This window comes from Limnochorda sp. L945t, from assembly GCF_035593305.1.
In the GTDB taxonomy this organism is placed as follows: domain Bacteria; phylum Bacillota; class Limnochordia; order Limnochordales; family Geochordaceae; genus Carboxydichorda; species Carboxydichorda subterranea.
On record NZ_CP141615.1, the window covers coordinates 2823258 to 2847891 of the forward strand.

Sequence of the window (24634 nt, forward strand, 5' to 3'; positions counted from 1 at the left end):
CCGGGCGGCAGGCGCCCCACAGAGGTGCACGACCGGCGTTCGGGCGCAGACGGGTTTGGGGCGGGAGATGACGGCCCCCTTCCAAAGATGCAGCGAGTGCGCCTGGGGCTGGCTTTCAACCTGCGTCGCGAAGCGAAGCGCGACGGACCCGAGGACCAGGACGCGGAGTACGACGCGTGGAGTACGGTCTCGGCTCTGGCCGAGGCCCTTTCTTTTGGCAACACCTGTCAGGTCATCCCGCTCCCGGTGGAGCGGGATTTCGCGTCGTTGCTCGAGCGCCATCCGGTCGACGCCGTCTTCAACATGGCCGAGGGGTGGGGCGGGAGGAGCCGCGAGCTCCTGGCACCTGCGGTGCTCGAGATGGCAGGGGTACCCTACACGGGCTCGGACCCGGTCGCGCTGGGCCTGGCCATGGACAAGGCCATCGCCAAGGCCGTCGTGCAAAGCGCCGGCGTCCCGACGGCCCCCTCCGTCGTCGTGTCCCGCCTGGAGGAGCTCGAGGCGGTCGCCCCGGAGTGTTCCTACCCCGCCTTCGTCAAGCCCGTGGCGGAGGGATCGAGCAAGGGCGTCCGGGTCGAGTCGCGGGTCGATACGCCCGAGCAGCTCGCCCGCCAGGTGGAGCGGGTGCTGCGCGTCTACCGGCAGCCGGCGCTCGTGGAGGCGTTCCTGCCCGGAAGAGAGTTCAGCGTGGGGATCCTGGGCAACGACCGGCTGAGATGCCTGCCCGTTCTCGAGGTTCGCCCGCTCGTTCCTCCCGACGATCCCGGGAGGTTTATTTATTGCTATCACACCAAGAGCCGCAACCTGGAGGCCTTCTTGTGCCCGGCGCCGATCGACCGCGCGCTCGAAGCGCGCCTGGTCGCGCTCACGCAGACGGTCTTCCGGGCGCTCTCCCTGCGGGACGTGGCGCGGGTCGACTTCCGCCTGGACAGCGCCGGGCAGCCGCGATTCCTGGAGGTCAACCCGCTGCCGGGGCTTTCTGCCGCCAGCCTGCTGACGGCCCAGGGCGCGGCGGCAGGACTCGACCTGCCGCACCTGGTCGCCTCCATCGTCGCGGCGGCGGCGTCCCGCTGGGTACAGGAGCCGGGCCTGGGCGGCGACCGGCTGGCCCGCCTGATGGCGCTCCGGCAGGTGGCGTCGGAGATGGCGGCAGCGCCCGTCCCACGGCTCCACGACGAGGCGGCGGCTCCCGGAGCGATCGCCGCGAGCGGCCACGGGACGCCGACCCGGAGCCAGGCACCGGTCCAGGGGTAAAGGTTTGCCCGCCGGACGGCCCCCGACGGGCGCCGCCGCGGCGGGAATTACGGCCGGCCACGGCCGGTAGGAGGCGAAACGCACAGGCATGAGCGGTGATGACGAAAAGCCTGGAGGAACGTCGTGGAAGGATTGGCGTTGGCAGTTCCGTCACCGTGTGCGCACCGTAGAGCAGCTCGCCCAGCATACCCAGGTGACACCGGAGATGGCCCAGGCCATCGAAGCGTGCTCGCACGAGTTTCGCTTCGCGATCACACCGTACTACCTGAGCCTCATCGACTGGTCCGATCCCGACGACCCGATCCGGCGGCAGGCGATCCCCAGCGCCGACGAGCTGGAGGACCCGCTCGGAGGCCGCGACCCCCTGCACGAGGAGGATCACTCCCCCGTGAAGGGTCTCGTGCACATGTATCCGGACCGGGTCGCGTTCCTGGTCACGGCGGATTGCGCCATCTATTGCCGGCACTGCACCCGCAAGCGGTTCGTCGGCAAGGGCGGCAAGATGACGGACGAAGACGTGGACCGGGGCATTGAATATATCCGGCGCACGCCCGCCATCCGGGACGTGTTGATCACCGGAGGCGATCCCCTGGTCGCCTCCGACGCGTGGCTCGAGGGGCTGATTTCCAGAATCCGGGCGATTCCGCACGTCGAGATCATCCGGATCGGGACCCGGATGCCGGTCACGATGCCCCAGCGCATCACCCAAGAACTGTGCGACATGCTCCAGAAGTACCATCCCATCTGGGTCAACACGCACTTCAACCATCCGCGCGAGATCACGCCGGAGTCGGCCGCCGCCGTGGATCGGCTCTTGCGGGCGGGCATTCCTGTCGGCAACCAGACGGTCCTGCTCAAGGGGGTCAACGATGACCCGGCGGTCATGCGGGAGCTGGTACAGGGGCTCTTGAAGATCCGGGTACGGCCGTACTACCTGTACCAGTGCGACATGCTGCGGGGGACGGCCCACTTCCGCACACCCATCGAGACCGGGCTCGAAATCATCCGGGCCCTGCAGGGATGGACGACGGGGTTCGCCGTTCCCACGTTCGTCGTGGATTCGCCGATCGGGAAGATCCCGATCATGCCCCAAAATTTGGTCGAACGCGGCGACGGCTACATCGTGCTGCGCAACTACGAAGGCCGCACCGTGCGGCTTCCCAACCCGTCTCCGTCGCTCCCGGAGCAGGCGGTGGCGGCCGCGGCGGCCGTCTCGACCAACGGGCGTGCGTCGGCCAACGGGCATTCCAAGGACGGGGCCGGAGCTTCCGGAAAGTAGGCATGGGTCGCCCACATCGGCCCGTTCGTGCAGCGGCCAGGAGCCGGGCTTGACAGCCCGGCTCTTTTTCTGTTTGTTGAATGGGCAGGGTGCGTTGGAAGGAGCGGTGCAGGGCAAATAGAATCTAGAATGTCTGGAACCCGAGTGCTTCCCCGGAGATCCGTTGAACCGTCGATCTCGACGAGAGGAGCGTGTGCAGAGCATGCCGGACAACCCGGAGCGCACCGAGCAGTGGTCTGGTTCGACGAACGGCGGTGACGACGAGGACTTCAACGGCCTCGATCTCGCGGAAGTGCCGACTGCCCCTGCCCATCTGGAAGACGAGCAAGGTGGGACAGCCGAGCCCGCTCAGGCGAGCCCGGCCCAGCCGGGCCGGGTCGCCGCGGAGGCGGCGCAAGCCCCCGTGCGGCGGCGGCGCGGCGGACGCCCGCGGGTCACCGCGGAGCAAGACCAGCGTATTCTAGAAGCGTTCGAGCGGGCAAAGAAAGAAAACCGCTCGCTGCGCGAAGTGGCCAACGAGCTCGCCCGAGAGCTCGGCCAGCCCGCCGATTACATCAACCAGCGGTACTATTACCTGCAGCGCAAGGCGCGGCCCGAAGGCGTGGGGGCCCGGGCAGCGGGCGGGCGGCGCCGCGGGGCAGCCGGCCGAGCCGAGGCACCGCGGCGAGCGGCCCCGGCAGCGGGCGCGCCGGCCCGGGCGGAGAAGGCCCCTGCTCCGGCGGAAGGCCGCAGGGGAGGGCGGCGCGCGGCGGCGGCAAGGACGGCTCCGCCAGCCCCCACGGCAGCGCCGGCAGCGGCGCCTGCGCCCGCGGCGGGCGACCTCGCCGCGATCTCGCGCGCTTTGAGTGAACTCAGCGAACTGACCCGCAGCCAGTTGACCGCCATCGTCGATCGGTTGCAAAAGTTGGAATCTCGCCTCACCTCTCTCGAGCGGCAGCCGGCGGGTGCCGATGCCAACGTGGACCAGGTGCTCGAGCGGCTCGGGCAGGTGCTCCAGGAGCGAAGCCGCGCCGCCAGGAGCCGGGACCGGGTGAAGGGCGCGCTTCAGGAATTCCTGAAAACTCTCGAAGAGAGTGTATAGCGAGAGGTACTGCCCGGCGCCAACCAGGGAGGTGTACGAGGTCATGCGCAGGTGGACGTTCGGGGTCGTAGGGGCCGCGGTCCTGGCGTGGTCCGGGGTGGCTCAGGCAGCGGGCGGGGCCGTCGCGCCCTCCCCGTACCTGGTGCTCGGCAGCCCGGTGGCCGCCAACCCTGCCGCCTTTGCGTGGCAGGCTTTGTCCCTGTCGGCGGGACCCGTGAGCCTGGAGTCGTTCTCCAGCGCCTGGACCGTGGGGGACGTGGTGCGATCCGCGACGTCCGGGGATCCATGGAAAGCCATCGGAGAGCTCGCCAGCCGGTACCCCGGGGAGGCCGAGGTCCTCCGTACGTCGGGCGCGGCCCGGCTGCGGGCCAACGTCATGGCGTTCGAGGTGGGCTACGGCCTGATGGCCCAGGCCGGCGCTCATCTTCCCGCGGGTTTCCTGAGGCTCGCGGCCGACGCGGCCCGCCAAGCGCTCGGCGGACCTTACGACCTCACCGGGACACGCCTCGTCAGCGCGGCGTGGTCCGACCTCTCGGTTCGGGCCAACACGCCGGTACCGGTCATCCCGAAGGCGCTCGGGCTCTCCAGCTTCTCCGTGGGAGCGGGCATCCACTTCCTGAAGGGCCACGGGTATTATGCGTTGAACGCCGACGGCACGTTCTCGCCACCGGCTGCAACCGGCCCTGCCCTCCGGGCGTGGAGATCGCGTGACGGCACCGGCTACGCCGTGGATGCCGGCATCGTGGCCGGCCTGCGCCCGAGCTTCTCGGTGGAGGCTGCCGTGGTGGGCTACGGACAGCTCCAGTGGACCGGCGTCGAAGAGCTCACCGAGCTCCAGGCCGACGGCACTTTGGTCTGGAAGGGAGCGCAGGACGTTACGTACGTCCTTCCCGCCACGGCCCTGGTCGCGGCGCACTGGCGGCCTCTCCCGGCAGGGCTGCTCGAGCTGACCGGCGGCTATGCCCGGGTCGGGATCAACAAGCCCGGCGAGGAGGCGTTCAACCGGCTCTACGCCCAGGCGGACGCCGGCCTGGGGCGCTTCGTGCGCGCCGGGCTCGGGGTGGTCAAGGATTCCGTCGATCCCGAAGCCCGTGTCTACGGTTCGATCGGCGGAGGCGCCGGCGTCGTCACCGCCTCGCTCCAGGTGGTCAACCTCCAGGAGCTGCCGAAAGGCGCCGACGCCAAGTCGCTGGGTCTCGGGCTCATGGTCAGCGGCGGATTTTGACGAGGGCCCGGGCGTCGGCGGGGGCTCGAGGCTCGGTAGGCGAGAGGAGAGGGCGCAGGGCCGGGAACGGGCCCCCCCTCTCCCCGGCGGTCTCCTGCCGGCTTCATGTTTCCCACCAGTACGACACGCCCACGAGGCCCGGCCCGGTGTGGGTCGCCACCGCCGGCGTGAAGTAGCCGAAGTACCGCTCCACGATGGGGAAACGCTCCTCGATCCGCTCCAGGACGGCCTGCCCGTCGTCTCTTGCTTCGGCATGCATCACGCCCACGTGCAACCGGCCGCTCGACATCGCGGGCCGCTCGGAGGCGATCAGCTCCACCAGCCGCTCCAGAGCCCGCCCCCACGAACGCACGCGATCCGCCGTGTCCACCACGCCGTCCTGCCCGATCGTGATGATCGGCTTGATTTGCAGCAAAGACCCCACGGCCGCGGCCGCCCGTCCCACCCGGCCGGTGCGCTGCAGGTACCGCAGCGTGTGCACCGCGGCATACATGGCGACTCGGGGCCGCAGCTGGCGCACCCTGGTCTCCACCTCCGCAGCGCTGGCCCCCGTACTCGCAACGCGCGCCGCCTCCAGCACCAGGAACCCCTGTGCGATGGAGGCCGTCTTGGTGTCGACGATCGTCGCCCGGCCGCCCCACTCCCTCGCCGCCGTCATGGCCGCGTCGTAGGCGCCGCTCAGGCGAGCCGACGGCGTGAGCACCACGACCTCCTCGGCCTCCCGGGAAGCATCCTCGAACGCCTCGAGATACGACTGGGGCGTCGGCCGGGAGGTGATCGGCAGCGGGTCCGCCAGGGCCAACCGCCGGTAGAACTCCTCCAGGGTCAGATCGATCCCCTCCCGGTAGGACGTCTCGCCGAAGATCACGATCTGCGGCACGACCCGTACGCCGTACCGGCGGTAGACCGCCTCCGGCAGGTTGGCGACGGTGTCCGTGATGACGGCGACGCGAGTCACGGGCCTCCCCCCTCGCTGTCAGGCTGCCGCGGGGCCCATGCGTTCCGAGGCATATCGTACCATACCCTGGAAGAGCGCCGGTTGCTGCGGCTCGGGGTTTGAGCCTCTAAGGGATTCACCGGGCAACGGGCGCAAGGTTGGCTCACGCTCCGGCGGGCCGCGATGCCGCCCCTGCGGGCCGCCCGGCAGCTACGGCAGGTGAGACCCAACAGCGCAGGCAACGGGGCTCGTACGACTCGGCCCCTCCGATGAGCACCCGCTCGCCGGGCCCTGCCGGCTGCCCGTCGACCAGGCGCTGGGTGCGGGTGGCGTCAGCCCCGCACCGCACGCAGATGGCAGAAAGCTTCACGACTTCGTCGGCGAGGGCGAGGAGCACGGGCATGGGCCCGAAGGGCTGTCCCTGATAGTCGAGATCGAGACCTGCCACCGCCACCTCGTGGCCACGCTCGACCAGGTCGACGACGACCCCGGCGATCCCGTCGTCGAAGAACTGCCCCTCGTCGATGGCCACCAGGGTGTTGGGTGCCTGGCCCGCCAGGTAGGCGATCTCCGAGGCCGAACGCACGATGTGGGCCTCCATGAGCAAACCGTCGTGGCTCGAGATCCCGTGGCTACGGGTATCGACCCAGGGCTTGAACAGCAGGACCGGACGCCGGGCATGCAGGGCGCGCCGGATCCTGCGCAATAGCTCGCTGGACTTGCCCGCGAACATGGGGCCACAGATGACGCTCAGCCTCCCTGCCACGCCTTCTCCCATCCCCCTCGGGCCGATCGGCCCGTCTGATCCCCCACCAGGCGTTCGCCACCCGTGCCGGCACTCCCTGGCCGGCACGGAGGATTCGGGACGATCGGCCCCGTTGCATGTCCCGTAGATGCCAAGACGAGCCCGTGGTAATCTTAGCCTTGTGAAGTCTTTCACGAGCCGCGCGCCCGGCAGTACGGAAGGGCGGCGCCTCGGCGGGAGGGGTTTGGGCTGCACATCGTCGTGTGCATCAAGCAGGTGCCGGACAGCCGCGAAATCCGGGTGGATCCCAAGACCAACACCTTGATGCGCCAGGGCGTTCCGTCCGTCGTCAACCCGTACGACCTCCACGCCGTCGAGGAGGCCGTCCGCATCAAGGGGCGGTTCCCGGGGACCCGCGTCACGGCGCTTTCCATGGGGCCGATGATGGCCGTGAGCGCCGTCAAGGAGTGCGTGGCCCTGGGCGCAGACGAGGGCGTGCTCATCAGCGACCGGGCGTTTGCCGGAGCCGATACGCTGGCGACCTCGTACGCCCTCGCCGAGGGGATCCGCAAGGCCGCGTCCTTGTGGGGGCCGGTCGACCTCGTGCTGTGCGGGAAGCAGACCATCGACGGCGACACGGGGCAGGTGGGCCCAGGCCTGGCAGCCCGGCTGCAGTTCGAGCAGCTCACGTACGTCGACGCCATCGATCGGCTGGACCCGTCCGAGCGGCGGATCCGGGTGCGCCGCCACCTCGAGGACGGCGCGGAGGTGGTCGAGACATCCTTGCCCGCGGTGCTGACCGTCATGGAGACCATCAACAAGGTCCACCGGGCATCCCTGCCGGCGGTGCTCCGAGCCGTGCGCTACCAGCCCATCGTCTGGACCCTCAAGGATTTCCCGGAAATCGACCGCGGCCAGATCGGGCTCAAGGGGTCTCCCACCGTGGTCGGCAAGGCGTGGGTCCCCGAACCGATCCGGAGAGCGGGCCAGCGCCTGGAGGGGCAGCCTCCTGAGGCAGCGGCTCACGCGCTCTTCGAGCTCTTGGACCAGCGCCGGCTGCCCGAGAAGCTCGGGTGGGCACCCGCGGCAGTCGCGAAAGGGTGACGAAGAGATGACCGGTTGCGTGGCGCCACGCCCGGAGCCGGATGAGACGGCAGCGACCGAGCAGAGCGTTTCGCCGGAGAGCCGGGAGTGGCGGGGAATCCTGGTCGTGGTCGAGCAGCACGACGGCGAGGCCCGCCCCGTCAGCTGGCAATTGCTCGGGCAGGCACGGCGCATGGCCGAGAAGCTGGGATGCGAGGTCATGGCGCTGGTGATGGGGCACGGGGTCGAGCCCGTCGCTCGCCTGGCCATCGCTTACGGCGCGGACGTCGTGTACCTCGCGAACCACCCGGCCCTCGCGACGTACCGTACGCAGCCTTACAGCGAAGCCGTGCTCCATGTCATCCGCCACTTCCGGCCCGAGATCGTCTTGGTCGGCGCGACCTACACGGGCAGGGACCTCGCCGGGGCGATCGCCACGAGGATACCGACAGGGCTGACGGCCGACTGCACGATGCTCGACGTCGAGCCGCCCCCCTCCCGGCTCCTGCTGGCCAGCCGCCCCGCCTTCAGCGAGAAGCTCATGGCCACCATCCTGTGCAAGCGACACCGGCCCCAGATGGCCACGGCGCGCCCGGGGGTGTTCGAGGCGCTGGAGCCCGATCCCGGGCGCACGGGCCGCATCCAACCGGTGGAGGTCGTGCTGGACGAGTCGCGCATCGCGGCTAGAGTCGTGGAGATCGCCCGCTCCCACGATCGAGTCCGCCTCGAGGAGGCCCGGGTCATCGTGGCCGGCGGCCGGGGGCTGGGCGGCCCTCAAGGGTTTCGCCTGCTGCGGGAGCTGGCCGACGCCCTGGGAGGAGAGGTCGGCGCCAGCCGCCCGGCGGTCGAGGCCGGGTGGATCGACCACGCCCACCAGGTCGGGCAGACGGGGCACACGGTGCGACCCCGGTTGTACATCGCCTGCGGCATCAGCGGCGCGGTGCAGCACCTGGTCGGCATGAGCGGCGCCGAAACCGTGGTCGCCGTCAACCGCGACCCGGACGCTCCCATCATGGCTGCGGCCGACGTGGCCATCGTGGGAGATCTCTACGAGGTGGTGCCCGCGCTCATCGAAGAAGCCCGCAGGCGGCGAGGGCTTCCGGCGTCGGCCCTCGCCTCTCGAAGAAGTGGTGACGAGCATGGCCGCTGAGCATTTCGATGCCATTGTCGTGGGCGCAGGCCCGGCGGGCGCGTCCGCGGCGCTGGTGCTCGCTTCCTCCGGGCTGTCGGTGGCGCTCCTCGATCGGGGCGAGTTCCCCGGAGCCAAAAACATGTTCGGCGGGGTGCTGTACCGCCACGCGATCGAGGCGCTGGTCGGCGAAGCGTGGAAAGAAAACGGCTTTCCGGTCGAGCGCGTGGTCACCGAGCAGCGCTACTGGTTGCTCGGCCCGGAGTCCATGGTGACCGTGGGCCACCGGCACGAGGCGTTCGGTCGGGAGCCCAACGCGTGGACCGCCTTCCGGGCGCGGTTCGACCCGTGGTTCGCCGCCAAGGCCGAGCAGGCCGGCGCCCTGGGCGTCTACCAGACCACGGTCGTCGACCTTTTGCGCGACCCGAAGACCGGCCGGGTGACAGGCGTCCTGACCGACCGGGACGAGGGAGAGCTTTACGCCGACGTGGTCGTGATCGCCGACGGGGTCAACTCGCTGCTCCGGGAGAAGCTGGGGCTGCCCCGGTGGCGCCCCGATCAGGTGAGCCTGGCGGTCAAGGAAGTGCTGGCGCTGCCCCGGGAGACCATCGAAAGCCGCTTCAACCTCGAGGGTAACGAGGGAGTCACCATCGAGTTCCTGGGGGACACCTCGCAAGGAATGGTGGGCCTGGGCTTCCTCTACACCAACAAGGAAAGCCTGTCGCTCGGCATCGGCGTCATGATCGACGATCTGGCCCGCCACCGCATCGCGCCGTACGAACTACTGGAGTCCGTCAAGCGCCACCCGATGATCCGGCGGCTGATCGCGGGGGCGGAGAGCGTGGAATACTCCGCCCACATGATCCCGGAGGGCGCTTACGATGCGCTCCCGCCCGCCCTGGCCGGCGACGGGTGGGTGCTCTGCGGAGATGCGGCAGGGCTGGTCAACTTCCTCCACCGGGAGGGTACCAACCTGGCGATGCTCTCCGGCCAGATGGCCGGCCGGGTCATCGCCGAGGCCCACCGGCGGGGCGATCTCAGCGCCCGCAGCCTGATGGCGTACGACCGGGAGCTGCGTGCCTCCGCCATCGGGAGGGACCTCCGCAGGATCCGGCGCATGCCCTCCATGTTGCACCGGTGGGGTGGACGCCGGTTGTTCGGCGATCTGGTGGGCGGCATCAACCGGGCGGCTTACCGGTACTTCCTGGCCGACGGCACGCCCAAGCGCCAGGCAGAAGCCGAGGCGCTGCGGGAGATCGTACGAGCGGCAGGCGGCTGGAGGCCGTTGATGCGTCTTGCCTGGGACGGATTTCGGGGGGTGCGAGGATGAAGGCGGCTCCTGCCACGACGGCCGGCGCGAGTGCCGCGGCGGTGGACGCCGGCGACGGGAGGCCCCGGGGGCAGCAGGCGAGGCCTCCCTCCCCGGCCGCCGTCGAGAAGAAGCTCTTTTCCATCCGCTATCGGGCGGACGAGGCGTCCCACCTGTCCCTGGCCGATCCGGAGCGCTGCACGAGGTGCGAGCGCCCGTGCCTCTGGTTTTGCCCGGCCGCCGTCTACCAGTGGGAAGACGGCCACATGCGCCTGGCGTACGAAAACTGCCTCGAATGCGGTACGTGCCGGGTCGCCTGCCCCTCGGCCAACGTGGTGTGGCATTACCCGACGGGCGGATGCGGCATCGCTTACAAGAGGGGCTGACCGAGGCCCGGAGGGATGGGGCGAGAAGAAGATGCCGTCCGGCGCCTCGCTCGCCGCCTGCACCGGACGGCTCCTGCCCATGGACCTGCAAGAAGTGGTGCGCCAGCAGGGACTCGAACCCCGGACCCGCTGATTAAGAGTCAGCTGCTCTACCAACTGAGCTACTGGCGCACCGGCTCGGACGAGGTTGGTAGCGGCGGCTGGACTCGAACCAGCGACTCCGCGGGTATGAACCGCGTGCTCTGACCAACTGAGCTACGCCGCCAAGGTGGTTGCGGGGGTCGGATTCGAACCGACAACCTTCGGGTTATGAGCCCGACGAGCTACCAGGCTGCTCCACCCCGCGTCGTCACACCCGTCCGATCTGCTCGCCGCGTTCGCGAGCACCCATAACATATACACCCATCGGCCGTTTCCGTCAACTCACGCGCCCACGAAGACGGACTCGGCCACGCGGTGGCCGACGACCTGCTCCTTGCCGTCCACGACCAGGGTGATGGGCTCGTCGAAGGGGCGCAGCGCCTCGACCCGCACGCGGGCGCCCGGTACGAGCCCGCAGTCGCGCAGGTACCGCAACAGCTCAGGGTCATCCTCCCGTACCCGCACGACGGCCCCCTCCTCGCCCGGCTGCATCCGCGCAAGGGGCTTGGCCGGGCGCTCGACGACCCTCCCATCGGACGTCGGAATGGGATAGCCGTGCGGGCACGTGGTCGGCGCTCCGAGCAACCGGTCGAATCCCTCCAGCACTTCCCGCGGCAGGGCGTGCTCCATGCGATGGGCCATCTCGTCGACCCGGTCCCACGGGATCTCCAGGATGTCCGTCAAGAACCGCTCCGCCAGCCGGTGCCTCCGGATGACGTCGAGCGCCAGGCGCTCTCCGTGGGGCGTCAGGGAAACTCCCGCGTACTCCCGGTACTCGACCAGCCCCTCGGCCGCCAGTTTCTGGAACATCGCCGTGGCGGACGCGGCCGATACTCCCAGCCTGGAGGCCACGACCGTCGTCGAACCCTTCTCCCCCTGCTGGGTGAGCCGGTAGATCGCCGCCAGGTAATCCTCTTTGGACTGGGACAGCTCCATGCGCTCCGCCGTCCTCGCCGGGTCGGGCCTGCACCTGATCATAGCCTCCCGCACTCCCCCGCCGTCAACCGCCCTGGCCACCGTGGGGGTAGGGGCGCCCGCATGGCGCCAAGACGATGGCAGGTGCGCCGCGTCGTCACATGGTACTCGAGCGGGTGAGAGCGAGGGCCCGTGGGAGGGTGGGACGGCTTTCGTGGCGCCATCCCTGTTTGCGGCCGTGGACATGGGGTCGAGCGGGGTGCGCTCGCTGGTCGTAGACGGCGACGCTCGACCGGTGGGCGAGGCTGCGGTCGAGGTGCCCGTCGAGACTGCAGAGCCCGGCCAGGCCGAGGTCTCCCCTGACGCCATCTGGGGCGGTGTGCTCGGCACGCTCCGCCGGGCCCTGGAGCAAGCCACGGCAACCCGGCCCGGGGCACGGCTGGAAGGCATCGGGCTCAGCTCCGCCCTGTTCACCCTGCTGGGCGTGGACGCCGGAGGGCAGCCGGTCACGCCGGTCTACACCTGGATGGACCGGCGCGCCGCCCCCGAAGTCGCCGCATACCGTCACGACCCCGTCGCTCGGAGCCTGTACCGGAGGACCGGCTGCCCCTTGCACGCGCTCCACCCTCTGGCCAAAGTGCGGTGGCTGCGGCGCACCCGGGCGGAGAGCTTCGCCCGGGCCGCCCGCTGGATCTCCGCGAAGGAGTACGTGCTGTCCCGGTGGTTCGGGCGCTACGTGGTCGACGTCTCCATCGCGTCCAGCACGGGCTACTTCAACATCCTCACCCACGACTGGGATGACGAGGCGTTGGCCTTTGCCGGACTGCGACGCTCCCAGCTCTCCGATCCGGTCGACGCGGCCTTCGCCCTCACGGGCATGGACCCGGCCATCGCCTCCTACCTGGGCATCGACCCGGCGACGCCGGTGGCGGCCGGAGCCGGCGACGGGATGCTCGCGCACGTGGCGAGCGGCGGCACGGGCCCCTCCGTTTTCAGCTCCACCGTGGGCACCAGCGGCGCGGTACGCGTGCTCCACGACCGCCCGCTCCTCGATCCGCTGCAGCGCACCTGGTGCTACTGCCTCGACCGGCAGTGGTGGGTCGCGGGAGGCGCCATCAACAACGGCGGCGTCGTGCTGCAGTGGCTGCGCCGCCTGCTGGTGCAAGTCGCCTCTCCCGACGGCAACCGCGGCCTCTCTTACCAGGAGTTCGACCGGCTGGCCGCCTCGGTGCCACCGGGCAGCCGGGGCCTCGTGTTCGTGCCCCTCCTGACCGGAGAGCGGAGCCCGGGGTGGAACGACCGGGCGTCCGGCGTGGTGGCCGGGCTTCGGATCGACCACGGGCCAGCCGACTGGGCGCGGGCCGCCATGGAAGGCGTGACGTACCGGATGCTGCAGGTGTACCGGGCCCTGGTCGAGCTCACCGGAGCCGAAGGGGAGCTGAGGGCAAGCGGCGGCTACACCCGCTCCGAGACGTGGCTGCAGATGCAGGCGGACGTCTTCGGCAGGCCCGTCACGGCCCTGGAGCTGCGGGAGGCGTCGGCGCTCGGCGCGGCCATCGCCGCCATGAAGGCCGTGGGGTTCATCGAAAGCTGGGCCGCTGCCGGGCGGCTCGTGGCCTCCGGCCGGCGCTACCGCCCGGACCCCGATCGCCACGCCGTCTACCGGCGAGGCTACGAAGTTTTCCAGAAGGTCTACGCGGCCATGGAGCCGCTCTTCGACGAGCTGGCGGGTCTGGCATAGCCGGCGCCCGTTCCTGCGCCGGCACCGGCTCGCCGGGCGGTGCCGGCCTCTTCCTCCCGCCGCTCAGGCGAGGCCGACGTGCTGGTGCCGGGAGCGGGATTCGAACCCGCACGGGCTTCGCCAGCCCAGAGGATTTTAAGTCCCCCGCGTCTGCCGTTTCGCCACCCCGGCCCCGGAAGGCGCCGCCCTCGTGCTTTCAACACTCTGTCCTCATTCTACGGGCATGCGCCTGCTGCGGCAAGGTGGGGGCCTTGCCCTCGCCCCCGCACCCGGCCCGCTCGCACCGGCAGCCGGCCGACCCGCTCACGTCGACCCCGGTCGCGGCCAGCTGCCTCGTCACCCACTCCCCGATCGGGTTGTCGCCCCGCCCGAGGTAGTCCGCCAGGTGGGCGTGCAGGCACTTGATGCCGGCCGGCTCGCGGATGCCCGCGACGCCGCTCGTGGCCAGCCGCTCGAGCGCGTGGGGAGGAAGGCCTCGAACGCTCGGAGCCGGGCCGCCGGCGCCGGGCGCCCCCGTTGTCCCCATCAGCAGCCTGCGGAGGCGGGCAGCCCCACGGTGCGCCGCTTCGAGGCGGGCGGCCAGCGCCTGGTCGCGGCGCACTTCCGTCGCCAGGCGGTGGATTGACCCTTGCGACTCGATGCGGCTCACCGCTTCGACCAGGTACGGGCAGGTCAGCCACAACGTGGTGGGAAACGGGCGGAGCCGGCCATGGCGGTCGGGGACGAGCGGAGCCGTCACCGTCACGAGAGGCTTGCCAAACCGGCAGCGGGCCCCGACGGCCACGATCCCCCGTGCCGGCCGCCCCAGCTGCTCGCCGGCGATCGCCTCGTCGCCCGGCCCCACGGGGTCCCACCACCCGGGCAACTCCCCCGGTCTTGCGCCCCCAACGAAAGAGCGGCCGGTCACCCCGGCCGCTCCCCTGTCGTCCCCATCGTCACGGATCACGCCGGGACGAGCCCGTCAACCCCGGCGAGTGCCGCGCCCGCCCCGCTTGGAATCCATGCTGCGCCGCAGGTCCTGCTGGCGCTGCTCGCTTTCCTTCATGAAGCGCTGGAGCTTCTCCTCGAACGAAGACCCACGCCCCCGGGCTCCGCGGCCGCCACTGCGCTGAGGGGGCCCGTACACCTGCCGGATGGAAAGCCCCACCCTGCCGTCCGACACGTTGATGACCTTGACTTTGACGACCTGGTTTTCCGTCAGGTAATCGCGCACGTCCCGGACGTACGTATCCGCTATCTCCGAGATGTGCACCAAACCGGTCACCCCGTCAGGCAGCTCCACGAACGCTCCGAAATGGGTAATCCCGGTAACCTTCCCCTCCAGAACGCTGCCGACTTCAACGGCCATGCGGAAGCCAATTCCTCCCCCGTCGTCGAGGCTTGTGCCCGAAGGGCCTACCACGGGCACCCCGATTATAGGAGGCGGCGCAATTCCTGTCAATACGGCGATTGGCGGCCTTGCAAGCGATTAACTTCCGCCCTTTTCGAGTTTGCCCGAGTCGGTTCGAACCGGCGGACCCCCGCGGCTCTGCTCCGGAGCATCCTGGAGCTCCCGTTTCGCCTCGTCCCAAAGCGCGTCCATCTCCTGCAGGCTCATCTCGTCCAGGATCCGGCCCTGCTCCTTCGCCTTCTCCTCCACCATACGAAAGCGCCGGGCGAAACGGTGCACGGCGTCGCGCAACGCGAGTTCGGCGTCGACGTGCATGTAGCGGGCGACGTTGACGATCGCGAACAAGAGGTCGCCCAGTTCCCGGTGGGTGGCATCGGGGTCCTGGTCGGCCCATGCCCGGCGGAGCTCCAGGGCCTCCTCCAGCGCCTTGCGCCCCGCCCCCGAGACGTCGGGCCACTCGAAGCCCACCTCGGCCGCCTTGCGCTGGACGGCGTCGGCGTACGCCAGCGCCGGCAAGGCCCGCGCCACGTCGTCCATGCGGCTCGACGGCGCCGCCGGCTCGCCCTTCTCCTGCCGTTCTTCCCGCTTGATGGCTTCCCAGCGCTGCAGCACCTCGGCGGCGGTCCTGGCGGTCGCGTCCCCGAAAACGTGGGGGTGGCGCCGTACCAGCTTGGCCCGCAGGCGTTCGATCACCCCCGCCAGGTCGAAGAGCCCCTGCTCGTCGCCGATCTGCGCCTGGAACAGCACCTGCAGCAGGAGGTCGCCCAGCTCCTCCTCCAGGCCCGCCATGTCGTCGCGCTCGATGGCGTCGCACACCTCGTACGCCTCTTCGATCACGTACTTGCGCAGCGACATCGGGCTCTGGCGGCGATCCCACGGGCAGCCGTCCGGGGCACGCAGCCTGGCCATCACCCTGGCCAGCACTTCGATACCCTCCCCAGGGCCAGGCACCGCCCCGGGATCCGCCGGCGGCACGTACACCGCCGTCTCGTGGTCGAAGCGCCGCCCGCGATCGAGCTCGTGCAGGGGCAGCCACTCGATGTGCGCGGCTGCTCCCGCTCCCGCGCGCCGGATGAGCGCCACGGGCTGATTGTCGCCCCGGAGCTGGCCCAGCACCGCCTTGACCTGGGAGGCGAGCACCGGGCTGTCGACCTGGAGCACGAGATAACCCCGACGCCGTTCCCACGCCCGTCCCGCCGGGGGCGGCAGGGTCTGCGGCGACGAGGGCGCGCTCGCCAGGTCGTGGGCGTCCACGAAGGCGGCCCCCACCTCCAGCGGGTCCACGCCCAGTTCGGCCCATGCCGCTTCCGCGCCGCTCAAGCTGGGGATCACCTCGACCTGCACGCCCCGCTCCCGGGCCCTGGCGAGCAGGAGCGTCACGCTGCGCTCCCCTATCAGGGGATGGCCGGGCACGGCGAAGGTCACGCCGCCGCCCCCTCCTGTGGCCGGGCTGCCCGACGTCTCCCCCGAGGCGTCCATCGCCAGGAGCGCCTCCGCCATGGCTTCGTAAACCTGGTCGAAGGTCTCGTAGCGCTCGTACAGTTGGTCGAACGTGGAGAACGCCACGCCCCACTCGCGTAGTGTCGCGGCCATGGCATGCTTCGCCGTTCGCAGGACGAGCGTGCCGGCCTGCCGGAGCGCTCGCTCTGCCCGCACCGAGAGGAGGTCGGCCGGCCCGGGACCGAGGCCCACTACCGTGATCGCCATGCCCATCGCCACCTGCCCTGGGTTTCCAACACTGGCGATTCTAGCTGGCCCCGCCCCACCCGTACAAGCGCGCGGCCGTCCCGTGACACACTAGCCAGGCGAAGAGGGCCTATCCAAGCTCCAGTCGATGGCCCGGAGGAGGCACGCTGACACCCCGACATGTCAAACCGCAAGCGAACTGCCGTCCTGACCACCTTGGGACTCCTGATCGTGGCGGGGGCGGTGTTCTACCTCTCAGGATTTCCCGGAAGTCCCCCGCCGGAGCGCGGGCAGCCCGGCCAGGTCCAGCGCTTCCAGAGCGAACCCCGCATCTCCCTTTACGTCAACCAGACCGGCCAGCGCACGGAGATCCCCATCGAACAGTACGTGGCCGGCGTCGTGGCCGGCGAGATGTGGGAAAACTGGCCGGAGAGCGCGTACGCCGCCCAGGCGATCCTGGCCCGCACCTTCACCCTGGAGATGATGTCCAGGGGCGGCACCCGCTCGCTCCACGGCACGGACATGTCGACCGATCCGGTCGAGACCCAGGCCTATAACCCCTCTCGCATCAGCCCGGCCATTCGCCGGGCGGTCGACAGCACCCGGGGGCAGGTGTTGACGTACCAGGGGCGCTACGCCAAGGCGTGGTTCCACGCCTACAGCGGCGGCCAGACTACGACGCCACAGGAAGGGTTGGGGCTTCCCGACGAACAGGCGCCCTACCTGCGTCCCGTGAAGCTGCCGTCCAACCCGCTGGTGCCGGGCCAGTTCCGCTCCTGGCGGGCGGAGTTTTCCGAGGCGGAAGTGCGCAGCGCCCTGGCCAAGAAGGGGATCACGGTCGGCACGATCCAGTCCATCCACGTCACCTCGAGGGGCCCGACGGGCCGGATCACCCAGGTCGAGGTGGTCGGCTCCGGGGGGCGGCGCACCATCAGCGGCAACGACCTGAGGGTCGCGCTGGGGTCGGACCGCATGCGCTCTACCCTGGCGCGCACCTTCACCTTTGCCAAGGGCCGGCTGGTGGTGGAGGGGACCGGCTCCGGGCACGGGGTCGGCTTGAGCCAGTGGGATGCGCTGTTGATGGCGCGCCAGGGACGCTCGGCCCAGCAGATCGTGCAGGCCTTCTATCCCGGCGCTCGCATCGAGAAGTTGTGGTGAGCGGGCTGCATATAGATGGCCCGGAGGTGCGCGCCGGTGGCGGAGCGGGGGGAACAGCCGGGACAGGTTCGCCATCAGCTCCTGCTCAAGGGGCGCCAGCAGCTGGAGCTGCAGGGCGTCCTCAGCGTCGACAGCTTCGACGAACAGGTGATGACGCTGCAGACCGACGCGGGCACGCTGATCATTCGCGGGGAGGGCATGCAGATTCACGCCCTCGACGTCGATCAGGGCACGATGGCCGTCACCGGCCTCGTCCACAGCCTCGAGTACGCGCAGGAGGCGGCGAAGCGCAGGGTGCGCGGCATCTTGCGCCGGCTCACCCGGTGACCCCGAGGACCCGCGCCCCGGCAGGGCGTCACGCCGTGCCGTCCGCTCACGCTCGCTCTCGCCGTCTTTTCACCTCTCCCGCCCCACCCCCATAGCATGGTGAGCGTCGCCGGATAGGGGGTTGGGCGGACATGATCACGCTCCTGGGCCAGATGGCCCTGGTGGGGAGGGTCGCGCTGGCCGGCGTCGTCCTGGGCCTGGCGTGGGACCTCTACCGTTGCTTCAAAGGCATGATGCGTTTCGGGCGCCGCTCGCCCGCGCTGTTCGTGCTCGACCTCGTCTTCCTCGCCGTGCTCGGGCCCGTCGCCTTCACCCTGCTCCTCGTCGCCGACGGGGCCCAGATGCGGCTGTCCACGCTCGTGGGGCTCGGGACCGGTGCTGTGGTCTACTTCGTCACGTTGAGCCCGCTCGTGGAGCAGGCGTGCTGGTCGGTGTGGGCCGGCCTGGGAGCCCTGGCCCGGCGCGCCTGCGGCGCGTGGTGGGGGATCGTGCGTCGCAGCCGCCCCTGGGGGGTGCCCTGAGCGCCCCGGGGCACCCGTTCTCCAACGCGGGCAGGAGCTCGGCCCCCGTCCGGGGAAGTAGGATGCTTCGCCGGCCTCAACGGCCGCTGGGGCCGGCGACGGGGGTCGGTCGGGGTGGTCTTCCACTTTCGGGGGCGGCGCTACCGCCTGGGCCGCAAGCTATGGGTGCGGGCCGGCGTGCTCGTCGCCCTCATGGGCATCGCTTCGTTCGCGGGAGCGGCCTACCGGACCTACGAGATGCACCGCAGGCTCGATCGCCTGCAGGCGGCCATCGCCGCGCAGCGCTCGAGCAACGCCCGCCTGGAGAAGGCGCTGCGGGAGGCGTCCCAACCGGCTGCGGTGGAGTCGAGGGCACGGGTCATGCTGGGGCTCGTGAAGCCCGGGGAGCAGGTCTTCGAGCCGGCCGTGGTGGTGCCGCCCGGCGACCCGTATCGGGTGGACAAGCGTTAGCACCGGTCTCCGCCCCGCCCCCCACGCCCGTGCTGCCCGTGCGCGGGCGTGGGCCGGTGCTTGCCGGGGCGGCCGGGGGAAGCGTGAAGGCACGGTGGCGTTCGTGCCGCGCGCGGACCGCCTTTACTGCTCCATCTGCTTGGCCAGAAAACCGGCGGCCGTCTCCGCCAGCTTCAGTTCGAGCTCACCGACGCGCTTGTCGGGCTCCTTGGTCCCCAGCACTACCGCTCCGATGGGATCCCCTTCGGCGATGATGGGGGCGACGACCATGGAGATGAACTCCCAGCGCTCTTCCTCCTCACCCTCCCCCGGGGCTCGGGTCTCTCCGGGGCGGGGGAAGAGCACCGGTTTGCGGCCTTCCATGACCCGCTCGATCGCGGGGGTCACCGGCTTGTCCATCCATTGCTTCTTGGGCGCACCGGCTACCGCCACCACCGCGTCCCGGTCGGTAATGATCGCGATATGGCCGGTCGTCTCGTAGAGCGAGTCTGCGTACTCCTGGGCAAACTCCCCCAGCTCGCCGATGGGGGAGTATTTCTTCAGGATGACCTCGCCCTCGCGGTCCACGAAAATCTCGAGCGGGTCTCCCTCACGAATCCTGAGGGTCCTGCGGATCTCCTTGGGTATGACCACTCGCCCGAGGTCGTCGATGCGCCGGACGATCCCGGTAGCCTTCACGTGCCACCCCTCCACATCACAACCTGCACTTCCACGACTGCCGCCGGCCGGTTGCCTGCCGTAGCGCCTGCCGCGATCTTCTCCTGCTTCCCGGCCGTAGTATACAGCCGTGCAATTTGACCTATACAGGGCGGTTTTCGCCGGGTTTCATCGCCATGGTAGCGATGGACACCCCCTAGCTCTTCACTCCGCCGCTTACCGTCGCCTCAACGCCCTTGGCCTGGGGCCACGCCTCCCGGACCTGTTCCAGAAGCGTGCGCAACGCCGCCAGCAACTGCCCGTCGTCCAGCCCCGCCCGCCGCAGCCACACCACGTCGGTCCGGTTGGGGCGGAAGCTCAGGCGCCCCCGGAGCATCGAGGCGGCCCTGGCGACTCCCACCGGCGGTAGCTGGATCCCCGGCCAGGCTTTGACGGCTGCGCTGTCGCGCTCCAGCGTGATCGTCGCCACGCCCGTCTCCCGAGCCAGGAGCTTGAGCCGGGCCACCTCCAACAGGTGCTCGACGCTGACCGGCAGCTCCCCGAAACGGTCCCTCAGGTCGGCCGCAATCGCCTCGATTTCGTCGTAACCTTCAGCGGCGGCGATCCGCCGGTAAAACTCGACCTTCTGCGCCGCATCCGGTACGTACTCGTCCGGCAGGTACGCATCGACACTCAGATCCAGCACGGGCTCGGGCGGCTTCTGCACCGTCTCGCCCTTCACCTCACGGACCGCCTCTTCCAGTAGCCGGCAATACATCTCGAACCCGACCGAAGCGATGTGACCGTGCTGCTCGGGCCCCAAGAGATTCCCCGCGCCCCGGATCTCCAGGTCTCGCAGCGCGATCTTGAAGCCCGAGCCCAGCTCCGTGAACTCCCGGATCGCCTCCAGCCGGCGCTCCGCATCCTCCGAGAGCACCCGCTCCTTGCGGTACGTGAAGTACGCGTACGCCACCCGGTGCGAGCGCCCGACCCGGCCCCGCAACTGGTACAGCTGGGCGAGGCCCATCCGGTCGGCGTCGTATACGATCAGCGTATTGACGTTGCCAATGTCCATGCCCGTCTCGATGATGGTCGTGCAGACCAGCACGTCGTACTGGCCGTTGAGGAAATCGAGCATGACCTGCTCGAGGCGGGACTCGTCCATCTGCCCATGCGCCACCGCCACCCTGGCCTCCGGCACCAGAGCCTGGACGTGGGCGGCCATGCGGTCGATGGTCTGGACCCGGTTGTAGACGAAGTAGACTTGCCCTTGCCGCGCCAGCTCCCGGGTGATGGCGTCCCGGATGAGATCGTCCTGGAACTCTACCACATACGTTCGAACCGGATAACGCCCTTCTGGGGGGGTCTCAATCACGCTCATGTCCCGCAGCCCTGACAGCGCCATGTGCAGGGTACGGGGAATGGGGGTCGCGGTCATCGTCAAGACGTCGACCGTACGGCGCAGTTCTTTCAAGCGCTCCTTCTGGGCCACGCCGAAGCGCTGCTCCTCGTCTACGATGACCAAGCCGAGGTTCTTGAACTGCACGTCCTTCGACAACAACCGGTGGGTGCCGATCACGACGTCGATCGTGCCCAGCCGAAGCCCCTCGATGATGGCCGCCTGCTCGCTCGCGGATTGGAAGCGGGAGAGCATCTCGAGCCGCACCGGGTAGCCGGCCATCCGCTCCGAGAACGTGCGGTAGTGCTGCTGGGCCAGGATCGTCGTCGGCACCAGCACGGCCACCTGGCGCCCGTCGGCCACCGCTTTGAACGCGGCCCGCATGGCCACCTCGGTCTTGCCGTACCCGACGTCACCGCACAAGAGCCGGTCCATGGGGCGCGGCCGCTCCATGTCTCGCTTGACCTCTTCGGTGGCCCGTAGCTGGTCCGGGGTCTCCTCGTACGGGAACGCCTCCTCGAACTCCCGTTGCCACGGCGAATCAGGGCCAAAGGCGATACCGGGCTGGGCCTGGCGGGCCGCATAGAGTTCCAGCAGCGACCTGGCCATCTCGTGAACGGATTCTTCCACCCGCTTCTTGACCCTGGCCCACTCGCCCCCGCCGAGCCGGTGCAGCTTGGGCGGCTCGTCGTCGCTGCCGATGTACTTTTGCAGCAGGTGGACCTGGTCGGTCGGCACGTACAGCCGGTCTTCTCCGGCGTAGCGCACTACCAGGTAGTCCCGCCGTACTCCCGCGACGTCCATCGTTTGAATGCCCTGGTAGCGGCCGATGCCGTGGTTGACGTGCACCACGTAGTCGCCCTCGCGCAGCTCCAGGTAGTCCGTGATGCGCGCCCCGGCCTCCGTGGGCGCCGTCCTGGCGCGCCGGGCCGGGCGCCTTGGGGTGCCGTACACCTCCGCCTCGGTGAGCACCAGCAGCCGCAGCTCGGCCAGCTCGAATCCCGACTCCAGGGGTGCCGGCACCACCACCACGTTGCCGGGCTTGAGCTGGCCGTCGAGCCGCTCCGAAAGGATCGCGGGCACCGACTCGCCTACCAGGCCCTCACGTACCCGCTCCGCCCGGCCCTGCCCGCTCAGGGCCAGGAGCACGCGGAAGCGCTGCCGCTGGCGGTTGCGCAGCTCGTCGGCGAGAAGCTGCCAGTTGCCGTGGAACGAGTCGGCGGGGCGGACGGGCAGGGAGTGCACGTGCTGGGGTTCGGTCTCCGCCAGGCGACGCGGCAGGAGGGTCAGGTACAACGTTCGGCTGCGGCGGGACGCCCGAACCAGGTCGTCCCACCACCCGAACACCCGGTCCTCCTCGGGGAGGACCCGCCCCCGCTCCAGCAGGGAAGTGAAGGTCTCGCTCCACTCGGTCTGCGCCGCACTCACCCGCTCCTTCAAGCGCGAGGGGTCGTCCAGCACCACCAGGGCCGGGGCGCCATACTCGGGCAACAGGGGGAGCCGGCCGAAGAAGAGCGGCCGGTACTGGTCGGCGCCTTCGACGTACCCTTGTTGCGAGATACGCTCCAGATGGGCGCCCGTGCGATCGAGGAGCTTTTGCGCCTCCTCCTCCTTGCCCACCGCGCGCAGCCGCTGCGCCTGCCGGCGCGCCGACGCCTCCAGGCGCGCCAGGCCCTCGCCGGGGCCGTCGCCGGGTAGCAGGAACTCCCGGGCCGGTCCGAGCACCACCTCCTCCAGGTGCCCGGCCGAACGCTGGCTCTCCACGTCGAAGAGGCGGATGGATTCCACCACGTCGTCGAACCACTCGATCCGCACCCCTGCGCTGCGGTCCAGGGGCAGGCAGTCCAGGATGTCTCCCCGCAAGCTCAGCTGCCCGGGCCCCTGCACTTTCGTGCGGCGCTCGTAACCCGCCGCCGTCAGGGCGCGGGCGAGCTCCGCCGGATCCCTCCGATCTCCCACCCGGATCCGGTGCACGTGGCGGGCGAGCACGTCGGCCGGCACGAGCCGCTCGGTGGCCGCCGTCACCTCCGCCACCACCACGGAGACCGGGCGACCTGCGCCGGCCAGGCGCATCAGCGCGTCCAGCCGTTGCCCGACCAGTTCGGGAGACGGGGAGACCTCTTCGTGGGGCAGGGTCTCCACGGCCGGGAAGTAGCCGACCCGCTCCTCGCCGACGAGGTGCAGCAGGTCGTCCCTCCAGCGCTCGGCCGTGGTACGCGTGTGGGTGAGCACCAGGACGGGTAGCGGCTCCTGGGCCCGACCGTTGAGCTCTTCGAAGAGCGCGGCCACGAGCGTGCTTTTCTGGGAACCCGTGACCCCCACGACCATCTGCTCGGACGGGACCTCAGAAAAGCCCCGCACGATGCGGCGAACGCTCTCCGCCTCGCGTACCAGGCTCACCAGCCCTGCCAGTACCATGCTCGACGCCAACTCCTCACCACGCGCTCTCGGCCGGCCTGCTCCGCTGGTGGGGAGCGGCCGGCTTCACCGTCCTCGCCGAAGCTTTCTTTTTGGATCGTGACGCCGGCGCCGACGCTGTCAAGGACGCTGCTCTCCGGGCGACGCCGCGTTGAATCGGGCCATGGCCTCCTCGACGCCGTAACGGCCCCAGCACTCGGCCGCCTGCGCGGCCATCGCCACGGCGTCGTCCAGCAGGGGCTCCTCGTCCGGCCCGGGCGGCTGCAGCACGTAGTCGACGCCGCTCACTCCGGGAGGGGGCTCGCCGATGCCGATCCGGAGTCTCGCAACCTGGGAGGTGCCCAGGTGATCGAGGATCGACTGCATACCCTTATGCGCGCCGCTGCTCCCGCCGCGCCGGATCCGGATTCGGCCCGGGGGCAGCGCCATGTCGTCGTACACGACGAGGACAGCGTCCAGAGGCACGCGCCACCGGTCGACCAGGCATGCCACCGCCCGGCCGCTCTCGTTCATGTAGGTCAACGGGTAGGCGAGGAGCCACTCGATGCCCGCGGACCGGGCCCGCACCACCATCGCCTCGCACAGCGCGACGGGCCGGGCGCCGCCCAGCCGGCGCGCCAGGTGGTCGAGGGCGCGAAAACCCATGTTGTGCCGTGTCGTCGCGTAGCGGGGCCCCGGGTTACCGAGGCCCACCACCAACCGCACGGCAGAGACCGGGCCCGTCCCGCCCACCGGACCGGATCTCAGCGCTCCTTCTCGTCCTCTTCTTCCTCAGCCTCGCGCTTTCTCGTGACCCGCTCCGGCTCGGCCGGCGCCGCCTCGACCGCGGCCGGCTGTGCCTGCTCCTCGGCCGTGGACCTCGGCACGATCGCGCTCACCAGCACGGTCTCCGGGTCGGTCAGGATGCGCAGCCCCTCAGGGACCGGAAGGTCTGCCACCGTGAGGCTTTGGCCGGCGTCCAGGGACGCCACGTTGACCGCGAAGTAGGGCGGGATGGCCGTGGGCAAGCACTCCACCTCGATCTCGCGCTCGCCCATGGCCGGCACGAGCCCCCGCCGCTCGAGCTCCTCGGCCCCCTCCACGAGCACCGGCACCGAGGCCCTGACCGGGCGGTCCATCGGAGGCGCGTAGAAGTCCACGTGGAGGATCTCCCCGCTCACGGGGTCCCGCTGGACCTCCTTCACCAGCGCCTGGCGCTCCGGCGCCCCATCGACCTCTCCTTCCACCTTCACCCGGATCAGTTTCGCCCGCGACCCCTCGGAGCGCAACAGGCGCTCCAGGGCGCGACCGTCCACCTCGATGGGCAGGGACGTCCCGGGACCGTAGAGGCTTCCCGGCACCCGGCCGCTCCGGCGCAGCTTGCGTGCCGCCCCTTTACCCGTCTGGGTGCGGGACGAGACGGCGATCTCCAGGTCTGCCACGAT

At 70.2% G+C, this 24634-nt stretch carries 23 protein-coding genes and 4 tRNA genes; 13 read left to right on the top strand and 14 right to left on the bottom strand.

Going from position 1 to position 24634, the window contains the following annotated elements; translation table 11 throughout:
• Positions 1-87: 87 nt before the first annotated feature.
• The 4 genes from U7230_RS13010 to U7230_RS13025 all read left to right on the top strand — a co-directional run bounded on the left by U7230_RS13010 (position 88) and on the right by U7230_RS13025 (position 4839).
• The gene (locus tag U7230_RS13010) at positions 88-1254 is read left to right on the top strand and encodes a D-alanine--D-alanine ligase family protein (RefSeq protein WP_324716265.1); all 1167 of its coding nucleotides are present in this window, start codon (positions 88-90) and stop codon (positions 1252-1254) included.
• A gap of 88 nt (positions 1255-1342) precedes the next feature.
• Complete coding sequence (locus U7230_RS13015) at positions 1343-2533, top strand: KamA family radical SAM protein (RefSeq protein WP_324716266.1); 1191 nt, start codon at positions 1343-1345, stop codon at positions 2531-2533.
• Between the two features lie 202 nt (positions 2534-2735).
• The gene (locus U7230_RS13020) at positions 2736-3614 is read left to right on the top strand and encodes a hypothetical protein (protein WP_324716267.1); all 879 of its coding nucleotides are present in this window, start codon (positions 2736-2738) and stop codon (positions 3612-3614) included.
• A 43-nt stretch (positions 3615-3657) separates the two neighbouring features.
• Positions 3658-4839: a hypothetical protein gene (locus U7230_RS13025; RefSeq protein WP_324716268.1), complete on the top strand. Its 1182-nt coding sequence runs from the start codon at positions 3658-3660 to the stop codon at positions 4837-4839.
• A gap of 103 nt (positions 4840-4942) precedes the next feature.
• On the opposite strand, the gene U7230_RS13030 is transcribed toward U7230_RS13025, so the two are convergent.
• The gene (locus tag U7230_RS13030) at positions 4943-5797 is read right to left on the bottom strand and encodes a DegV family protein (RefSeq protein WP_324716269.1); all 855 of its coding nucleotides are present in this window, start codon (positions 5795-5797) and stop codon (positions 4943-4945) included.
• Positions 5798-5939: 142 nt separating this feature from the next.
• Positions 5940-6542 (bottom strand): thymidine kinase, encoded by a 603-nt coding sequence (locus tag U7230_RS13035; protein ID WP_324716270.1) that lies wholly within the window; start codon positions 6540-6542, stop codon positions 5940-5942.
• 240 nt (positions 6543-6782) lie between these two features.
• Here U7230_RS13035 and U7230_RS13040 point away from each other — a divergent pair, with 240 nt between their 5' ends.
• From U7230_RS13040 to U7230_RS13055, 4 genes are read left to right on the top strand one after another with little or no spacing between them, the layout of a single operon-like run.
• Positions 6783-7625, top strand: coding sequence for an electron transfer flavoprotein subunit beta/FixA family protein (locus U7230_RS13040; RefSeq protein ID WP_324716271.1), 843 nt, complete (start codon positions 6783-6785; stop codon positions 7623-7625).
• Positions 7626-7644: 19 nt separating this feature from the next.
• Complete coding sequence (locus U7230_RS13045) at positions 7645-8754, top strand: electron transfer flavoprotein subunit alpha/FixB family protein (RefSeq protein WP_324716272.1); 1110 nt, start codon at positions 7645-7647, stop codon at positions 8752-8754.
• Positions 8744-10063: an FAD-dependent oxidoreductase gene (locus U7230_RS13050; protein WP_324716273.1), complete on the top strand. Its 1320-nt coding sequence runs from the start codon at positions 8744-8746 to the stop codon at positions 10061-10063. The genes U7230_RS13045 and U7230_RS13050 overlap by 11 nt, the downstream gene beginning before the upstream one ends.
• On the top strand, positions 10060-10428 hold the full coding sequence (locus U7230_RS13055; RefSeq protein ID WP_324716274.1) for a ferredoxin family protein: 369 nt from the start codon (positions 10060-10062) through the stop codon (positions 10426-10428). The genes U7230_RS13050 and U7230_RS13055 overlap by 4 nt, the downstream gene beginning before the upstream one ends.
• A 95-nt stretch (positions 10429-10523) precedes the next feature.
• On the opposite strand, the gene U7230_RS13060 is transcribed toward U7230_RS13055, so the two are convergent.
• From U7230_RS13060 to U7230_RS13075, 4 genes are all read right to left on the bottom strand, one after another.
• Positions 10524-10599: transfer RNA gene (locus U7230_RS13060), tRNA-Lys, on the bottom strand.
• Positions 10600-10616: 17 nt separating this feature from the next.
• Positions 10617-10693: transfer RNA gene (locus tag U7230_RS13065), tRNA-Met, on the bottom strand.
• Positions 10694-10697: 4 nt separating this feature from the next.
• Positions 10698-10774 (bottom strand) — tRNA-Met (locus U7230_RS13070).
• Between the two features lie 77 nt (positions 10775-10851).
• On the bottom strand, positions 10852-11547 hold the full coding sequence (locus U7230_RS13075; protein WP_324716275.1) for a metal-dependent transcriptional regulator: 696 nt from the start codon (positions 11545-11547) through the stop codon (positions 10852-10854).
• Positions 11548-11698: 151 nt separating this feature from the next.
• On the opposite strand from U7230_RS13075, the gene U7230_RS13080 reads away from it, so the two are divergent.
• Positions 11699-13225 (top strand): gluconokinase, encoded by a 1527-nt coding sequence (locus U7230_RS13080; RefSeq protein ID WP_324716276.1) that lies wholly within the window; start codon positions 11699-11701, stop codon positions 13223-13225.
• 82 nt (positions 13226-13307) lie between these two features.
• Here the strand turns inward: U7230_RS13080 and U7230_RS13085 are convergent.
• The 4 genes from U7230_RS13085 to mazG form a co-directional block, all read right to left on the bottom strand.
• Positions 13308-13396, bottom strand: a tRNA-Leu gene (locus U7230_RS13085).
• A 25-nt stretch (positions 13397-13421) separates the two neighbouring features.
• A complete protein-coding gene (locus U7230_RS13090; protein ID WP_324716277.1) occupies positions 13422-14171 on the bottom strand; it encodes a DUF501 domain-containing protein in 750 nt (249 codons plus the stop codon).
• A gap of 15 nt (positions 14172-14186) precedes the next feature.
• On the bottom strand, positions 14187-14573 hold the full coding sequence (locus tag U7230_RS13095; RefSeq protein WP_324716278.1) for a S1 RNA-binding domain-containing protein: 387 nt from the start codon (positions 14571-14573) through the stop codon (positions 14187-14189).
• Positions 14574-14693: 120 nt separating this feature from the next.
• On the bottom strand, positions 14694-16322 hold the full coding sequence (gene mazG, locus U7230_RS13100; RefSeq protein ID WP_324716279.1) for a nucleoside triphosphate pyrophosphohydrolase: 1629 nt from the start codon (positions 16320-16322) through the stop codon (positions 14694-14696).
• 159 nt (positions 16323-16481) lie between these two features.
• Here mazG and U7230_RS13105 point away from each other — a divergent pair, with 159 nt between their 5' ends.
• The 4 genes from U7230_RS13105 (at position 16482) to U7230_RS13120 (ending at position 18757) form a co-directional block, all read left to right on the top strand.
• On the top strand, positions 16482-17459 hold the full coding sequence (locus U7230_RS13105; protein ID WP_324716280.1) for a SpoIID/LytB domain-containing protein: 978 nt from the start codon (positions 16482-16484) through the stop codon (positions 17457-17459).
• 36 nt (positions 17460-17495) lie between these two features.
• A complete protein-coding gene (gene yabP, locus U7230_RS13110) occupies positions 17496-17786 on the top strand; it encodes a sporulation protein YabP (RefSeq protein WP_324716281.1) in 291 nt (96 codons plus the stop codon).
• A gap of 131 nt (positions 17787-17917) precedes the next feature.
• Complete coding sequence (gene yabQ, locus U7230_RS13115; RefSeq protein WP_324716282.1) at positions 17918-18307, top strand: spore cortex biosynthesis protein YabQ; 390 nt, start codon at positions 17918-17920, stop codon at positions 18305-18307.
• Positions 18308-18421: 114 nt separating this feature from the next.
• The gene (locus U7230_RS13120; protein ID WP_324716283.1) at positions 18422-18757 is read left to right on the top strand and encodes an FtsB family cell division protein; all 336 of its coding nucleotides are present in this window, start codon (positions 18422-18424) and stop codon (positions 18755-18757) included.
• A 123-nt stretch (positions 18758-18880) separates the two neighbouring features.
• On the opposite strand, the gene spoVT is transcribed toward U7230_RS13120, so the two are convergent.
• The 4 genes from spoVT to U7230_RS13140 all read right to left on the bottom strand — a co-directional run bounded on the left by spoVT (position 18881) and on the right by U7230_RS13140 (position 24631).
• The gene (gene spoVT, locus U7230_RS13125; protein ID WP_324716284.1) at positions 18881-19435 is read right to left on the bottom strand and encodes a stage V sporulation protein T; all 555 of its coding nucleotides are present in this window, start codon (positions 19433-19435) and stop codon (positions 18881-18883) included.
• Between the two features lie 175 nt (positions 19436-19610).
• On the bottom strand, positions 19611-23210 hold the full coding sequence (gene mfd / locus U7230_RS13130; RefSeq protein WP_324716285.1) for a transcription-repair coupling factor: 3600 nt from the start codon (positions 23208-23210) through the stop codon (positions 19611-19613).
• Between the two features lie 120 nt (positions 23211-23330).
• On the bottom strand, positions 23331-23915 hold the full coding sequence (pth, locus tag U7230_RS13135; RefSeq protein WP_324716286.1) for an aminoacyl-tRNA hydrolase: 585 nt from the start codon (positions 23913-23915) through the stop codon (positions 23331-23333).
• 38 nt (positions 23916-23953) lie between these two features.
• The gene (locus tag U7230_RS13140; protein ID WP_324716287.1) at positions 23954-24631 is read right to left on the bottom strand and encodes a 50S ribosomal protein L25; all 678 of its coding nucleotides are present in this window, start codon (positions 24629-24631) and stop codon (positions 23954-23956) included.
• Positions 24632-24634: the final 3 nt, after the last annotated feature.

Coding starts and splice junctions, on each gene's coding strand:
- U7230_RS13095 (WP_324716278.1), bottom strand. CDS start 14,573: ATGGCCGTTGAAGTCGGCAGCGTTCTGGAGGGGAAGGTTACCGGGATT.
- U7230_RS13020 (WP_324716267.1), top strand. CDS start 2,736: ATGCCGGACAACCCGGAGCGCACCGAGCAGTGGTCTGGTTCGACGAAC.
- mazG (WP_324716279.1), bottom strand. CDS start 16,322: ATGGCGATCACGGTAGTGGGCCTCGGTCCCGGGCCGGCCGACCTCCTC.
- mfd (WP_324716285.1), bottom strand. CDS start 23,210: ATGGTACTGGCAGGGCTGGTGAGCCTGGTACGCGAGGCGGAGAGCGTT.
- U7230_RS13050 (WP_324716273.1), top strand. CDS start 8,744: ATGGCCGCTGAGCATTTCGATGCCATTGTCGTGGGCGCAGGCCCGGCG.
- U7230_RS13010 (WP_324716265.1), top strand. CDS start 88: ATGCAGCGAGTGCGCCTGGGGCTGGCTTTCAACCTGCGTCGCGAAGCG.
- U7230_RS13015 (WP_324716266.1), top strand. CDS start 1,343: ATGAGCGGTGATGACGAAAAGCCTGGAGGAACGTCGTGGAAGGATTGG.
- U7230_RS13025 (WP_324716268.1), top strand. CDS start 3,658: ATGCGCAGGTGGACGTTCGGGGTCGTAGGGGCCGCGGTCCTGGCGTGG.
- yabQ (WP_324716282.1), top strand. CDS start 17,918: ATGATCACGCTCCTGGGCCAGATGGCCCTGGTGGGGAGGGTCGCGCTG.
- U7230_RS13055 (WP_324716274.1), top strand. CDS start 10,060: ATGAAGGCGGCTCCTGCCACGACGGCCGGCGCGAGTGCCGCGGCGGTG.
- U7230_RS13075 (WP_324716275.1), bottom strand. CDS start 11,547: ATGATCAGGTGCAGGCCCGACCCGGCGAGGACGGCGGAGCGCATGGAG.
- U7230_RS13105 (WP_324716280.1), top strand. CDS start 16,482: ATGTCAAACCGCAAGCGAACTGCCGTCCTGACCACCTTGGGACTCCTG.